The 14795-nt window shown below is 69.5% G+C and carries 13 protein-coding genes and 2 tRNA genes; 9 read left to right on the forward strand and 6 right to left on the reverse strand.

Annotated elements, in window-relative coordinates:
- Positions 1 to 64: 64 nt before the first annotated feature.
- Positions 65 to 1459: an amino acid permease gene (locus OG206_RS21780; protein WP_327118597.1), complete on the reverse strand. Its 1395-nt coding sequence runs from the start codon at positions 1457 to 1459 to the stop codon at positions 65 to 67.
- A 258-nt stretch (positions 1460 to 1717) separates the two neighbouring features.
- Here OG206_RS21780 and OG206_RS21785 point away from each other — a divergent pair, with 258 nt between their 5' ends.
- Positions 1718 to 2311, forward strand: coding sequence for a biotin transporter BioY (locus OG206_RS21785; protein WP_327118598.1), 594 nt, complete (start codon positions 1718 to 1720; stop codon positions 2309 to 2311).
- A 213-nt stretch (positions 2312 to 2524) separates the two neighbouring features.
- Here the strand turns inward: OG206_RS21785 and OG206_RS21790 are convergent, their stop codons facing one another.
- On the reverse strand, positions 2525 to 3964 hold the full coding sequence (locus tag OG206_RS21790) for an amino acid permease (RefSeq protein ID WP_327118600.1): 1440 nt from the start codon (positions 3962 to 3964) through the stop codon (positions 2525 to 2527).
- 250 nt (positions 3965 to 4214) lie between these two features.
- Between OG206_RS21790 and OG206_RS21795 the strand changes: the two genes are divergently transcribed.
- Together OG206_RS21795 and OG206_RS21800 are read left to right on the forward strand one after the other, a co-directional pair.
- Positions 4215 to 4703 carry a ribose-5-phosphate isomerase gene (locus tag OG206_RS21795; protein ID WP_327118602.1) on the forward strand — a complete coding sequence of 163 codons (489 nt, stop codon included), beginning with the start codon at positions 4215 to 4217 and terminating at the stop codon, positions 4701 to 4703.
- A gap of 74 nt (positions 4704 to 4777) precedes the next feature.
- Positions 4778 to 5599, forward strand: coding sequence for an Fpg/Nei family DNA glycosylase (locus tag OG206_RS21800; protein ID WP_327118604.1), 822 nt, complete (start codon positions 4778 to 4780; stop codon positions 5597 to 5599).
- A gap of 21 nt (positions 5600 to 5620) precedes the next feature.
- On the opposite strand, the gene OG206_RS21805 is transcribed toward OG206_RS21800, so the two are convergent.
- A complete protein-coding gene (locus OG206_RS21805; RefSeq protein ID WP_327118606.1) occupies positions 5621 to 6853 on the reverse strand; it encodes a GNAT family N-acetyltransferase in 1233 nt (410 codons plus the stop codon).
- Between the two features lie 105 nt (positions 6854 to 6958).
- On the opposite strand from OG206_RS21805, the gene OG206_RS21810 reads away from it, so the two are divergent.
- On the forward strand, positions 6959 to 8104 hold the full coding sequence (locus OG206_RS21810) for a PP2C family protein-serine/threonine phosphatase (protein WP_327118608.1): 1146 nt from the start codon (positions 6959 to 6961) through the stop codon (positions 8102 to 8104).
- Positions 8105 to 8224: 120 nt separating this feature from the next.
- Here the strand turns inward: OG206_RS21810 and OG206_RS21815 are convergent, their stop codons facing one another.
- Complete coding sequence (locus OG206_RS21815) at positions 8225 to 9403, reverse strand: cation:proton antiporter (protein WP_327118610.1); 1179 nt, start codon at positions 9401 to 9403, stop codon at positions 8225 to 8227.
- Between the two features lie 151 nt (positions 9404 to 9554).
- On the opposite strand from OG206_RS21815, the gene OG206_RS21820 reads away from it, so the two are divergent.
- Positions 9555 to 10055, forward strand: a complete 501-nt coding sequence (locus tag OG206_RS21820) for an HD domain-containing protein (protein WP_327118612.1) — start codon at positions 9555 to 9557, stop codon at positions 10053 to 10055.
- Between the two features lie 47 nt (positions 10056 to 10102).
- Here OG206_RS21820 and OG206_RS21825 read toward each other — a convergent pair whose 3' ends face one another.
- Positions 10103 to 11266 carry an acyltransferase family protein gene (locus OG206_RS21825; protein ID WP_327118614.1) on the reverse strand — a complete coding sequence of 388 codons (1164 nt, stop codon included), beginning with the start codon at positions 11264 to 11266 and terminating at the stop codon, positions 10103 to 10105.
- Between the two features lie 480 nt (positions 11267 to 11746).
- Between OG206_RS21825 and OG206_RS21830 the strand changes: the two genes are divergently transcribed.
- Positions 11747 to 11941: a hypothetical protein gene (locus OG206_RS21830; protein WP_073746901.1), complete on the forward strand. Its 195-nt coding sequence runs from the start codon at positions 11747 to 11749 to the stop codon at positions 11939 to 11941.
- A 54-nt stretch (positions 11942 to 11995) separates the two neighbouring features.
- On the opposite strand, the gene OG206_RS21835 is transcribed toward OG206_RS21830, so the two are convergent.
- Positions 11996 to 12069 (reverse strand) — tRNA-Gly (locus tag OG206_RS21835).
- Between the two features lie 179 nt (positions 12070 to 12248).
- Between OG206_RS21835 and OG206_RS21840 the strand changes: the two genes are divergently transcribed.
- The 3 genes from OG206_RS21840 to OG206_RS21850 all read left to right on the forward strand — a co-directional run bounded on the left by OG206_RS21840 (position 12249) and on the right by OG206_RS21850 (position 14758).
- A tRNA-Pro gene (locus tag OG206_RS21840) sits at positions 12249 to 12325 on the forward strand.
- 150 nt (positions 12326 to 12475) lie between these two features.
- Positions 12476 to 13879, forward strand: coding sequence for a trigger factor (tig, locus tag OG206_RS21845; protein ID WP_327118624.1), 1404 nt, complete (start codon positions 12476 to 12478; stop codon positions 13877 to 13879).
- 273 nt (positions 13880 to 14152) lie between these two features.
- Positions 14153 to 14758: an ATP-dependent Clp protease proteolytic subunit gene (locus OG206_RS21850; RefSeq protein ID WP_327122356.1), complete on the forward strand. Its 606-nt coding sequence runs from the start codon at positions 14153 to 14155 to the stop codon at positions 14756 to 14758.
- The last annotated feature ends 37 nt before the right edge of the window (positions 14759 to 14795 follow it).

Here is a 14795-nt window from a genome sequence, read left to right on the forward strand (position 1 = left end):
CCCCGGCCACAAGGAACGGCTGTCCGCTATACGGTCACCGGGTTCACACATCGTGCGCACCCGCCTACCGCCGGGCCCGCAACTCCCTCACGGCGGCCACGACCAGCACGGCACCGGTGGCCCCCGCCGACCACAGCACCTGCGGACGGGCCGCGTCGTCGGTGAGCATCAGCAGCAGGACGGCCAGCAGACCGGCCAGCGTCACCCAGCTCAGATACGGGAAACACCACATCCGCAGCGCCAGTCCGCCGGGGGCCTCGCGCTCCAGCCTGCGCCGCAGCCGCAGTTGGGAAGCCGCGATCAGGCCCCACACGAACAGCAGCACCGCGCCGACCGAGTTGAGCATGTAGAGGAACACGGTGTCGGGCCACCGGAGATTGAGCAGTACGGAGACGAACCCGAAAGCCACGGAGGCCAGGACGGCACGCCGGGGGACGCCGCTGCCGGCCGGTCCGCCCGACATCGTGAGCAGTCCGCGCGGCGCCTCCCCGCGCTCGGCCAGCGAGAAGATCATGCGTGACGATCCGTACAGGTTGGCGTTCAGCGCGGAGAGCAGTGCGACGAACACCACGATGTTCATGATCTGCCCGGCCGACGGCACGCCCAGGGAGTCCAGGACCTTCACGTACGGGCTCAGCCCCGCCCGCTGCGCGGTCCACGGCAGCACGGTCACGATGACCAGCATCGATCCCACGTAGAAGAAGAGGATGCGCACCACCGCGCCGCGCACCGCACGGCCCACCGCGCGCGCCGGATCGTCGGTCTCTGCCGCCGCGATCGTGACGACCTCCAGCCCGCCGAAGGCGAACACCACCGTGAGTACGCCGGAGACGACACCGCTCCAGCCGTTCGGCAGGAAACCGCCCCGGCCGGTCAGATTCGTCAGGCCCACCGGATGCGTGTCGGGGAGCAGACCGAGGACGGCCAGCAGGCCGAGCACCAGGAACGCCACGATGGCGGTCACCTTGAGCGCGGCGAACCAGAACTCGAACTCGCCGAAGTTCTTGACCGCCGTCAGATTGGCCGCGGTGAACACGGCCATGAACACCAGTACCCACAGCCACTGGTCCACCGCGGGCACCCATCCGTGGGCGATCTGCGCGGCGGCGGTCGCCTCCACGGCCAGGACCACCACCAGCAGGAACCAGTAGAGCCAGCCCACCCCGAAACCGGCCCATCGGCCGAGCGCGCGCTCCGCGTGGACGGAGAACGACCCTGAAGCGGGCATCGCCGCGGACATCTCGCCCAGCATCCGCATCACGAGCATCGCCAGCGTGCCCGCGATCAGATACGAGACGACGACCGCCGGCCCGGCGACCGCGATCCCGGCACCCGAGCCGACGAAGAGGCCTGCTCCGATGACACCGCCGAGACCGAGCATCGTCAGATGGCGTTGTTTCAGGCCGTGCGTCAGGGGCTCGGAGGGCACGGAGGAGTGCGTGGGGGGCGCGTCGTGCATGAGGTGCGGGTCACTCTCGGATCATTTATGGGGAACCTACAGTCTCACGGCCCGGTGCCCCTTCCTGAACCATGGCCCGGGCGCTCCCTCACCTCAGTGACCAGCATCACGTCAAGAAGAGATTGCGCACTCTCCTTTGTGCGAACCCGACTAAGTCGTCAACCACCGCTTTGTGGGCGGCTGATGGTGATCGAGCGATATTCAGTCGGCTAACGTCACCATCAGTCCTGCCCTGCCGATCTCACCCGCGGAGTCCTGATGAGCACTGCTGCCGCCCCCGCCCGCTCCGGAGCGGTCCTCGCCGACCTGCTGCCCGCGGCCCGGAACCGTTACGCCGTCGACACGGCACTGGTCCTCGGCGGCGCCGCGCTCACCGGCATCGCCGCGCAGATCGCCGTGCCCGTCCCCGGCTCCCCGGTTCCCGTCACCGGCCAGACCTTCGCCGCGCTGCTCATCGGCACCGCCCTGGGCGCCCGCCGCGGTTTCCTCTCCCTCGCCCTGTACACGCTCGTCGGCATGGCCGGCATGCCGTGGTTCTCCGGAGGCAGCTCCGGGGCCGGCGGCGCGTCCTTCGGTTACGTCCTCGGCATGCTCCTCGCCGCCACGGTCGTCGGCGGCCTCGCCCGGCGCGGCGGCGACCGCTCGGTCCTGCGCACCGCGGGCACCATGGCGGTCGGTTCCCTGCTCATCTACGCGGTCGGTGTGCCCTACCTGGCGCTCTCCACCGGCATGTCGTTCGGTGCCGCCGTCGCGGCCGGCCTGGTGCCCTTCCTGATCGGTGACGCCCTCAAGGCCGCGCTGGCCATGGGCGCCCTCCCCGCATCGTGGAAGCTCGTGGGGCGTCGCGGCTGACCCCGTACACACCACCGAAGAGGCTCGCCGGGTCGTGACGCGACACACCGGACCGGCGGGCCTCTCGCGTGTCCCGGGGCCGTGGCCGTCCCGCAGGCCCGCGCGGGGGCGCCGCCGCCCTCATGAGGAAGGCTCTCCGCCCGTACGCCTGCCGGCGCGACGAGGGAGAGCCTTCCCGGCATACCCGGCCCCGCCGTCAGGCGGGCGGGGCGGTCACTCGACCGGTGCCGCCGCCTTCCGGCTGCGGGCGTCACGCACCAGCGAGACGGCCACCACCAGCGCCGCGACCAGCAGCGAGAGCAGCACCTGCTCGCGTCCCGCGTCGTCGGTCAGCATGTAGACCAGGACGAAGGAGATCATCGCGATCGTCGCCCAGGTCAGGTAGGGGAAGAGCCACATCCGTACGACGAGCTTCTCGGGCGACTCGCGCAGGATGATGCCGCGCATCCGCAGCTGGGTGAAGCAGATCACCAGCCACACGAAGAGGGCGACCGCGCCGGAGGAGTTCAGCAGGAAGGCGAACACCGTGTCCGGCCACTGGTAGTTGAAGAACACCGCGACGAAGCCGAACACGACGGACGAGAGGATCGCCACCTGGGGCACGCCCCGCTTGTTCACCGTGGCGAACGCCTTGGGGGCGTCGCCGCGCTGTCCGAGCGAGAAGGCCATGCGCGAGGCCGTGTAGAGGCCCGAGTTGAGGCAGGAGAGCACGGCCGTCAGCACGATGACGTCCATGACCTGGCCGGCGTGCGGGATGCCGATGACGTTGAGCGCGGCGACGTAGGAGCCGTCCTCGACGATCGACGGGTCGTTCCACGGCAGCAGGGTCAGCACGACGAGGATCGACCCCAGGTAGAAGATGGCGATACGCCAGATCACGCTGTTGGTCGCCTTGGAGACGGCACGCCGCGGGTCCTCGGACTCACCCGCCGCCAGCGTCACGATCTCGCTGCCCATGAAGGAGAAGACGACCATCAGCACACCGGTGAGGACGGCTCCCGGCCCTTCGGGGAAGAAGCCGCCGGTGTCCGTGAGGTGGGCGAACCCGGACCCCCCGGCGTCCGAGCCCGGGAGCACGCCGAAGACCGCGAGGAGGCCGACGACGACGAACGCGCCGATCGCGACGACCTTGATCCCGGCGAACCAGAACTCGAACTCGCCGTACGAGCCCACGGAGACCAGGTTGGTCGCCGTCAGCACCACCATGACGATCAGCGCCCAGGCCCACTGCGGGACGCCCGGGACCCAGCCCTCCAGGATCTTGGCGCCCGCCGTGGCCTCGACGGCGAGCACCACGACCCAGAAGAACCAGTAGAGCCAGCCGATGGAGAAGCCCGCCCAGCGGCCCAGGGCCTGGTCGGCGTAGGCGGAGAAGGAGCCGGAGCTCGGCCGGGCGACGGCCATCTCGCCGAGCATCCGCATGACGAAGACGACCATCAGGCCGACCAGCGCGTACGACAGGAGGATGGCCGGCCCCGCGGCTGCGATACCGGCGCCGGAACCGACGAAGAGGCCGGCTCCGATCACGCCGCCGATGGCGATCATCGAGAGATGACGGTTCTTGAGACCGGCCTTGAGCCCGTCCGGGGAGCCGGGCTTACCCGGCTCCCCGGGCTGTTGGCCCGGACCTGCCAGAGTCGTCTGCGACGTCATGGATCGAATCCTTACGTTTTCTGATCACGTGTGTCGGTGTTGCCTCCGCCTGGGGTGGTGCGGAGGCAAGGCCACGCATTCAAGCCCGACCGGAACCAGAAACGGAACCCCCTCGTCCGGTTCCTTGACCCGATTGTTGCCGGAGTGGCATGGCACACAGGTCCCGCACAGGAAGCGCCCCCCGGAACAGCCCGGTGGGTCCCGACCCCGCTGACGATTACCCCGCCCCGTCCGTGTCACACTTCGCACCATGCGCGTGTACCTCGGCTCCGACCATGCCGGCTTCGAACTGAAGAACCACCTCGTCGAGTGGCTCACGGCCCACGGCCACGAGGCCGTCGACTGCGGTCCCCACATCTACGACGCCCAGGACGACTACCCGCCGTTCTGTCTCCGCGCCGCCGAGCGGACGGTCGCCGACGAGGGCAGCCTCGGCATCGTCATCGGCGGCTCCGGCAACGGCGAGCAGATCGCCGCGAACAAGGTCAAGGGTGTGCGCGCCGCGCTCGCCTGGAGCGAGCAGACCGCCGCTCTCGGCCGCGAGCACAACGACGCCAACGTGGTGGCCATCGGCGGCCGCATGCACACGGCCGAGGAGTGCACGAAGTTCGTCGAGATCTTCCTGGGCACCCCCTACTCGGGTGCGGAGCGCCACACCCGTCGCATCGAGATGCTCTCGGCGTACGAGAACACCGGCGAACTCCCCCCGGTCCCGGCCCACCATCCGCAGCAGGGCTGACCGGCCCCGCACCGCTTCCCTCGTGCCGTCGGGCTCCCGCCCGGCGGCACACCCGCGTTCCCAGGAGACCCGCCGTGCCCGAGGGGCATACGATCCACCGCCTCGCCGCCGACCACCACGAGCGGTTCACCGGCGGGCCGGTGCGGGTGAGCAGCCCGCAGGGCACCTTCGCCGGAAGCGCCGCGCTGCTGGACGGCCGCGCGTTCACGGGTGTCGACGCCCACGGCAAGCACCTCTTCCTCGGTTTCGAGGGATCGGTGTGGATCCACATCCACCTGGGCCTCTTCGGCAAGCTCGGCTTCGGCACGGTCCCCGCCCCGCCGCCCACCGGGACCGTCCGGCTGCGCCTGCTCAACGACTCCCACCACGCCGATCTGCGCGGCCCCACGACCTGCGCCCTGATCACCGCCCCCGAGAAGCGCGCGATACACGACCGGCTGGGCCCGGACCCGCTGCGCACCGACGAGAACGGCGAGCGTGCCTGGCAGCGCGTCTCCCGCAGCCGCGTCACGGTGGCCGCCCTGCTGATGGACCAGAAGGTCGTCGCCGGGGTCGGCAACGTCTACCGGGCCGAGGTCCTCTTCCGGCACGGCATCGACCCCTACCTCCCGGGCAAGGACCTGACGCGCGGTGAGTGGGACGCGCTCTGGGCGGATCTGCGCGTCCTGATGCGCGAGGGCGTGCGGCACAACCGGATCGACACCGTCCGGCCCGAGCACCTGCCCGAGGCGATGGGCCGGCCGCCGCGGGTCGACGACCACGGCGGCGAGGTCTACGTCTACCGGCGGGCCCGGCAGGCCTGTCACATCTGTGGCGCCGGTATCCGCACGGCCGAACTCGCCGCCCGTAACCTCTTCTGGTGCCCGTCCTGCCAGCCGTCCGCGGGCCGACGCTAGCCTCTCCCCGCGCCCCGGTCCTCAGAAGCCGTGCGGGCACCAGGGCTGCGTGTCCGAGGAGAAGGCGAGGGCCGCCGCGGCCAGCGCGCCCGCCCGCAGTTCCCGTACGAGTCCGGCGGCCGCCAGTGTCGTCAGCGACACCCCGCCCAGATAGGCGGCCGCCAACTCGGCGACCGACAGCGCGAGTTCGGGTTCCTCCTCTGTGCGGCGGCAGGTGGCGACGCCCTCCGCGTCCGCCGTGAGCCGCCAACGCCCCGCGTTCCAGGGGCAAAAGGCGTCCTCCACCTCCAGCACCACGTCCACCGGCGTTCGATAGCTCCGCGCCTCCAGCGCCGCATCCAACTCGACCAGCCGGACGTACAGCCCGTCCCGCAGCCGCACCTCGCACCGCCGTACGTCCGAGACCAGCCGGAGCACCGCGTCGTCCGCGGGCCGGTTGCGGCACTCGACCACCGACGTCAGGTCGATCCCGAACAGGAAACGCCACAGTGCCGCATACGAGGCGGGGTCCAGCGCCATCAGGTCGCGCACCGCCACCGTGCCCTTGGGCCCGGAGTCGTCCCAGGCGGGGCGGAGGTGGTAGGTGACGTAGCCCGTCACCTCACCGTCGCGCTCCGCGCGCACGCACTGCAGGGGCGAGCCTCCCTGCCGATCACTCTCCGGGTCGTTGACCGCCACCCGCTCCCAGCCCGGCTGCCGCAGCGGAGTGCCGGGCCGCGACGCCGCCAGCCGCCCGTACACCGCCTCGCACGCGTCGAGGGCCTCCGCCGGTGGGAGCCGGCGCAGCCGCACCCCGTCCGTGCCCGCAGGCGCGGCGAGCCGGACCCGCGAAGTGTCGATCCGCAGATTCGTCTCCGTCGTGGCGGCGCCGTAGCCGAACCGTCCGTAGATCCCGGGCTCCGAAGCCGTGAGCACCGCGATGGGCTCCCCCCAGGAGCGGACGTCGTCGAGCTGACGCCGCATCAATGCCGTGAGCAGTCCCTGTCTGCGGTGCGTCGGGGCGACGCTGACCATCGTGACCCCCGCGGCCGGGACCGCCCTGCCGCCCGGCACGGTCACCCGGAAGCTGTACGCCCCGGCCGTCCCCACACAGTCCGGGCCGTCCCAGTGGCCGAGCGCCCGGTCCGGCTCTGCGAGCTCGGTGTACATCTCGCGGCCCTTCGCGGAGATCGGAACGCCGCCGAACGCCACTTCGAGACAACCGAGCCAGGCTTCCCAGTCCGTGCGGGACAGCACACGCAATTCTGTGGTCATGCGCACTGCCTACCAGGGCCGCGAAGCCCCGGCGACCCGGTTTCCAGGGCATTGCCACGGGGGTACCCCTGCACCGGAGGCCTCCGGGTGGATAAGGTCCCGGCAATGGCCCGTCGCAGAGGAGCAGACACATACACCGCCCGGTGGCGAAGATCCATGCACCGGGCGCGCATCGCGCTGCGCAGGTCCGGAGTCGACTACTTCCGCGGTGACGGGAGCGACTGGATAGCCCTGGCCGGCCTCCTGGTCATCATTCCGGTGATCACCGTATGCACCCTGCTCAACCCGGTCTGGTGCTCACCGACGGCCCTGGCGCTGCCGATCGTCGCCGGTGGCCTGCTGCTGCGCCCCGCCAGCCTGCTGAGCCTCTACGCCACCGCGGCCGCGGCCCTGATCGTGGAGTCCCTGGCCCTCGGCCCCTACACGGAGGGGCCCGCCCGGGTCACGCCGGGCACGGTCCTGGTCGTCGCGGCCTGCGGATTCTTCGGCCTGGTCCTCGCACAGTTCAGGGCCCGGGTGGGGGTGCCGTGGCGGCGAGGCGGCACCATGCTCTTCGACCTGCGGGAGCGGATCCGCGTCCAGAGCGCCCTGCCGAGGCTGCCCCAGGGCTGGCACCGCGAGATGGCACTCCGCCCGGCGGGAGGGCAGTCCTTCTCCGGCGACTTCGTCGTCGCCGCCCGTACGAACGGCGGGCGCACCCTGGAGGTCGTGCTCACCGACGTCTCCGGCAAAGGCATGGACGCCGGCTCCCGCGCCCTGCTGCTGTCCGGGGCGTTCGGCGGGCTCCTGGGCTCCCTGCCGCCGCACGGCTTCCTCCCCGCGGCCAACGGCTATCTCCTGCGGCAGGACTGGGATGAGGGTTTCGCCACATCCATCCACCTCGTCCTGGACCTGGAGTCCGGCGACTACGAGCTCCTCTCGGCCGGCCATCCCCCCGCGCTCCAACTGCACGCGGGGAGCGGCCGGTGGGAGGAGATGGTGGCCGAGGGACCCCTTCTGGGGGTCTACGACGGGGCGCAGTTCGACGCGGTGAAGGGTTCGCTGGCCCCCGGTGACGTCCTGATGCTGTTCACGGACGGACTGGTGGAAGCCTCCGACCGGGACATCGCCGAGGGCATCGACCGGCTGACCGGCGAGGCCGACCGTTACGTCGCGACGGGCTTCGAGGGCGCCGCCTGGCATCTGATCGAGGCATGCGCGAAGGACGTCAACGACGACCGCGCACTGCTGCTGTTGTCCCGCCGCGCTTGAACCGTGCGCAACCGGTTGAAACGGTACAGGCGTCAATGGGGTGCCCCGATCGTCACTCGAACGTGAGGTGATGCCGGGTGCGCGGATCCCCGGGCCCGCGCACCCGTGCCGTCCGCCCGCTCAGACCGTTACCGCCTCTTTGTCCGCCTCCCGCTCCCGGGTCCGGCCCCCGGGCAGGATCCGGGCGAGCCAGTGCGAACGGCCGGCCGCCAGGGGCGAGAGGACCGCGAGCAGGAGCACGTACCCGGCGATGAAAGGCGAAAGCCGCTCGTCCAGGCCCGCCCCCGCGGCCATCGTCGCGAGGATCAGCGCGAACTCGCCCCGGGCCAGCAGGGTGGTGGAGATGTTCGCGGTGGCCCCGGGGCCGAAGGCGTAGATCCTCGCCGTGGCCATGCCCGCGAAGACGTTCATCGCCACGGTCACCGCGACGGCGGCCAGCACCGGCCACAGGACGCTCGGCAGGTCGCCGGGGTTGATGGACAGCCCGAAGGCGAAGAAGAAGATCGCCCCGAAGGCGTCCCGCAGCGGGTGCACCAGCTTGAGGATGCGCTCCCCGGAGGACGTGCTGCCCAGCATCAGGCCGACCATGAACGCACCGATCGCGTCGGCGACCCCGAACCATTCCGAGATCCCGGCCACGAAGACCGCCGCACCCAGGAAGGAGATGACGAGGAGCTCGTCGTCCCGGGTGTTGATCAGTTTGCTGATCAGCTTCGTGCCGAACCGCGCCACCACGGCGAGCAGCAGCAGGAAGCCGAACGCCTTCCCGCCGTCGAGCACCGCGGCGCCGAGGCTGTCCGCGCCCGACAGGATGGGCTGCAGCGCCGCCAGGTAGAGCGCGAGGAAGACGTCCTCCACGACGATGATGCCGAGGATCGGGCGGGTCTCCGGGTTCCCGATGCGGCCCAGGTCCACCAGGACTTTCGTGACGATGGCCGACGACGAGATGCCGAGCACCCCCGCGAGCACCAGTGCTTCCGAGGTGCCCCACCCCAGCGCGAAGCCGAAGCCGAGACCCGCGCCGACGTTCAGGGCGAGGTAGGTGCCGCCGGCGAGCGCCATCGTGCGCCCGCCCTTCTTCAGGTCGTCGAGGTGGAACTCGAGGCCGAGGTAGAAGAGGAGCAGCACCAGACCGAGTGCCGAGAGCATCTCCAGGTCGTGGGGATCGTCGAGCAGGACGACCCCGGGCGTGTGGGGGCCGAGCAGGATGCCGGCGAGGATGAAGAGCGGGATGGTGGGCAGTCCGATGCGCCCGCCCACGCGGGCGAGGACGGCGGCCGCGAGGAACGCGCCTCCCATGGCGATGAGCGTGTCTGCGTGTCCGATGAGCCTGTCTCCTTCACTTGGTCAAGAGAGCGTCAAGAAATCGTCAGTAATTAGTTTACCGAACGATCGTGCCTGGCTCTCCGGACCCGTCGGAGGACATCGGAGCGCGGCGTACAGTCGGCCCATGCCGACCGCGTATCTGACCCTGTCCGAAGTGGAGTCCGTAGCTCGCGAGGCCCACCGCCTCCAGACGGACAAGGCCGGGCGCCCGTACGCCGAGCACCTGGCCGCGGTCGCGGAGGGCGTGCGGATCCGGGGCGGCAGTGAGGAACAGATCGCGGCCGCCTGGCTGCACGACGCGGTGGAGGACGGTGTGCTCTCCCGGCAGTGGCTGGACGACGCCGCGCTGCCCCGGCAGGTCAAGGAAATGGTCCTCGCCGTCACCAAGCGGGACGGCGAGGACCTCTACGCGTACACCGGGCGGATTCTCGCCACACCCGGAGCGCTGCTGATCAAGGAGTCGGATCTCGCCCACAACGCGGATCCGGACCGGCTCGCGGTCCTGGAACCGGCGACCCGTACCCGGCTGACCGAGAAGTATGCGCAGGTGCGTGGGCTGCTCGGGCTCGCGGCGGGCGGAAGGCCCGGCGACCGGCGGGATCAAGCCAACCCCGAAGCCGGCTGACCTGCGGACCGGGCCGGCGCCGTCGCGACGGGGCCGATCCGGACGGTTCAGCGCTTGGCGGGATTCCGGCGGAAGGCCCAGTTCATGTCCGGCTCGGTGGCGAAGCGCAGCGCGCGACGTACCGGCGGGGTGCACAGCAGGGTGACCGCGACGGCCGCGACGAGGGAGACGACGGTCAGTCCGGCCGGGCCCTTGAGCCACTCGTAGCGGTCGAACAGCCCGTAATAACCGGCGCCCTTCACCAGGAAGCCGTGCAGCAGGTAGCCGCAGATCGTGCCGGCGCCCAGCACGGTGAACCACATGTGCCGACGCGGGACCCAGGCCAGGAAGCCGATGGTGAGGAGCAGCGCGCACCCGAACATGGCGAGGGTCATCACGGCCCCCGACCACCACGGGGCGTCCAGCTCCTGTGCGGCGCTGCTGCGGTAGAACCAGCCCAGCTGCATGCGCGGCGCCGCCCAGTACGCGAAGAGCAGCGCTCCGGCGAACAGCGGGAGGGCCATCAGCCGCACCTCGCGCCGCCGGACCAGCTGGAAGTGCTCGGGCTTCATCAGCAGGCCGAGCACGAAGAACGGCAGGAGCTGGCAGACGCGTTGCAGGTCCAGGTCGTCACCGATGCCCGGAGTCACCGAGGCGAGCACGGCGACGGTCAGCGCCACGGGCAGCGGATGGCGCAGGGACTGCCACATCGGGGTGGTGACGCGCCAGATGAACAGCGCGATCAGGAACCAGGTGAGGAACAGCGGGTCGAGCAGGGTGATCTGCGTGTCGTCCACACCTCCGGCGAAGCGCTTGAAGAGCGAGTACGCCGTCTCGAAGAGCACGTACGGCACGAGGACTCCGGTGACCAGACGCTTCACCTTGGGGGCACTCATGTCGAACGAGCGTGAGAAGTAGCCGGAGACGAGGATGAACGCCGGCATGTGGAAGGTGTAGACGACCATGTACAGCGCCCGAGCGGTGCGGCTGCCGTCCATCACCGGTTCCCACGCGTGGGCCACGGCGACGAGCACGATGGCGAAGTACTTCACGTTGTCGAAGTACGCGTCGCGCCGCTTGGCCGGTGCCGGCGTCGCGGGGCGCAGAGGGGCGGTTCCGGGGGTCGTGGAGGGGGGCCCGGCGGCCGTCAGGGTCTGCGGGTGTCTGGGCTCCGACTCCCGGCTCTCCGGGGTGATCGGGGACCGCTGAATTTCGCTCGGAGCTTGGGACATCTCATGCACCTTAGACCCGTCGATCGGTACGCGTAAAACCCGCAGGAGATATCGCGTCTGCCCGAGTACTCGAAAGCGAAACCACCGACTTCTGTCCGTTGTGTAGTGATTCATCCGGCTTAAATGGTGCATTTCATCGGGTTTTTGGCGAGGGTGAATTACGTCGCATGAACACCTGTCAATTCGCTGTGGACGAAGTGTGGGGATAGAGAAACGATCACGTCGGCCGATATTCGAACCACTCTGAGAAGAGCGGATGCGTGGAATGCGGTCGGCGGGCCGCACCTCCCTTGCGGGGCCTTGCCCGTGCCGGAGCGCACCCGGGCGCGCGCGGGCGCGAGGATGGCGCGATCCGGTCAGTCCGCTCCGTCACCCAGCAGCAGTCACAGGGGAGTTGGTGGCACGATGGACGCGACGGAGGTGTGCCGGGCCGCATGCCACCGGGCCGGCAAGGCGGACCGACCAAGGGTGTGATCAGTCGTGGCCATTTCACTGTCTGTGGTGCTTCTGCTGGGGATCGTCCTGGTGGTGCTGATCCGCGGCGGGTCCATCAAGGGCGGGCCGGCGGTCGTCGCCGTGCTGTTCGGCTTCTTCCTCGCCTCGACGGGCATGGCGCCGTCGATCAACAGATTCATGAACTCGATAGCCGACACGATCAACCAGATCAGTTTCTGACGGCATACGAAAGAACCCGGTCCGGCAGCTGACTGCCGGACCGGGTTCTCCGTGTGGAGCGGGCGACGGGAATCGAACCCGCGTAGCTAGTTTGGAAGACTAGGGCTCTACCATTGAGCTACGCCCGCAAGCGCCGCACCGCAGGTCCGTGCGGACCGCGGTACAGGAAGTATCGTAGCGGGTCCGGGAAGGTGCGCGCACACCCGTATCGGCGCGCCCCCGTGACGGCTCCACGACGCTCCGGTGACGGTCCGAGCGAAGAGGCCGACGCACCGCTCGTCTGCATGTACCCTTCGTGACGCACCGACGGGGTGTGGCGCAGCTTGGTAGCGCGTCCGCTTTGGGAGCGGAAGGTCGTCGGTTCGAATCCGGCCACCCCGACCACCGGCAAGATCGCATTGTGGGAGTCATCCCCCTTGCCGTTACTATGCAAAATGCGTGCCCGTGTGTCTGATGTACCGGGCTCGGTCCGCGAAGCCGCCGATCGGCGGCCCAGCAGAACCCCAAGAAGTCAGCCACCAAGGAGACCGAACCGTGAAGAGCGCCGTGGAGACCCTGAACCCGACCCGGGTTCGGCTCAGCATCGAGGTGCCCTTCGAGGAGCTCAAGGACAGCCTCGACGCGGCGTACAAGAAGATCAACCAGCAGGTCACGGTGAAGGGCTTCCGCAAGGGCAAGATCCCCAACCGCGTCATCGACCAGCGGTTCGGCCGCGGTGCGGTGCTCGAGGAGGCCGTCAACGACGCCCTCCCGAAGTTCTACACCGAGGCTGTCAACGAGGGTGAGCTCAACGTTCTGGGCCAGCCCGAGGTTGACATCACCGAGCTCAAGGACGGCGAACTGCTGGCCTTCACCGCCGAGGTGGATGTCCGTCCCGAGATCGAGATCCCGGACTACTCCGGCATCGAGGTCACCGTGGACGCACTCGAGGTCACCGACGAGGACGTCGACAAGGCCGTGGAGCAGCTCCGTGAGCGCTTCGCCTCCACCAACCCGGTCGAGCGCGCCGCCGCCGAGGGTGACGTCGTGACGATCGACCTGGAGGCCAAGGTCGACGGAGAGGTCCTCGAGGACGGCGTGGCCGCGGGTGTCTCGTACACCATCGGTTCCGGCGAGCTCCTCGAAGGCATCGACGAGGCCGTGACCGGCCTGGAGGCGGGTGGCGAGGCCACCTTCACCTCCGAGCTGAAGGGCGGCTCCGCCGAGGGCAAGGAGGCGGAGGTCACCGTCAAGGTCACCGCCGTCGCCGCCCGCGAACTGCCCGAGCTGGACGACGACTTCGCGCAGATGGCGAGCGAGTTCGACACGCTCGCCGAGCTTCGCGAGGACAGCCGCAAGCGCCTCGAGAACACCAAGCAGTACGACCAGGCCACGCAGGCCCAGGAGCGCGTCCTCGACGAGCTGCTGAAGCTGGCCGAGGTCCCGATCCCCGAGAAGCTGCTCGCGGACGAGGTCCAGACCCGCAAGCACAACCTCGAGCACCACCAGCTCGGCCAGATGGGTCTCGACCTCGAGAAGTACCTGGAGATCCAGGGCAAGACGCTCGAGGAGTTCGAGGCCGAGACCTCCGAGCAGGCCATCAAGGGCATCAAGACCCAGTTCATCCTTGACGAGCTCGTCAACAAGGAGAAGCTGAACGTCAACCAGGAGGAGCTCACCGAGCACCTCATGCGGCGCGCCGCTTCCTCCGGCATGAGCCCCGACCAGTTCGCCCAGGCCGTCGTCGAAGGCGGCCAGGTGCCGATGCTCGTCGGCGAGGTCGCCCGCGGCAAGGCGCTCGCCGTCGTCGTCGAGGCCGCCAAGGTCACCGACACCAACGGTGAGGTCGTCGAGCTCGAGGACGATGAGGAGACCACGGAGACCACGGAGGCGGTCGAGGCCGCCGAGGGTGACACCGAGGCAGCCGACGAGAAGAAGGACGAGAAGAACGAGGCCTGAGCCTTGCTTCCCTCGTTGATCTGAACCGCACGGCGGGCTCCGGACGTACCGCGTCCGGGGCCCGCCGTCGTATCGGTCCGCACCCTGGAACCCTTGTGCGGACTGCCGACCTTGCGCTCCCAGCGAACAGTTGGGGAAGCGGGATGGCGTTGTCCCACCTGCGCGTTAGGGTCCATGAAGAGGAAGGGTCGGGTAGTCCCGGCCCACCCGGTACGAAGACGCTGAGACGGCCGGAGCCGTCAGAGACGAGCAGGTGGATACGTGACGAATCTGATGCCCTACGCCGCCGGAGAGCCGTCCCTCGGTGGAGGCCTCGGTGACCAGGTCTACAGCCGACTGCTCGGCGAGCGCATCATCTTCCTCGGCCAGCAGGTCGACGATGACATCGCCAACAAGATCACCGCACAGCTTCTGCTCCTTGCCGCCGACCCGGACAAGGACATCTACCTCTACATCAACAGCCCCGGCGGCTCGGTGACGGCAGGCATGGCGGTCTACGACACCATGCAGTACATCCCGAACGACGTGGTCACCATCGGTATGGGCATGGCGGCCTCGATGGGCCAGTTCCTGCTCACCGGTGGCACCGCGGGCAAGCGCTTCGCGCTCCCGAACACCGACATCCTCATGCACCAGGGTTCGGCCGGCATCGGTGGTACCGCCTCGGACATCAAGATCCAGGCCCAGTACCTCCTCCGCACGAAGACGCGCATGGCGGAGATCACGGCTCACCACTCGGGTCAGACCGTGGAGACGATCATCCGTGACGGTGACCGCGACCGCTGGTACACCGCCGAGGAGGCCAAGGACTACGGCCTCATCGACGAGATCATCACGTTCGCGTCGGGCATCCCGGGCGGCGGCGGCACCGGCGCCTGACCCAGGCGTGCACCACCCCGCACCCTCTCGTACGCCG

It is taken from the genome of Streptomyces sp. NBC_01341 (assembly GCF_035946055.1).
In the GTDB taxonomy this organism is placed as follows: domain Bacteria; phylum Actinomycetota; class Actinomycetes; order Streptomycetales; family Streptomycetaceae; genus Streptomyces.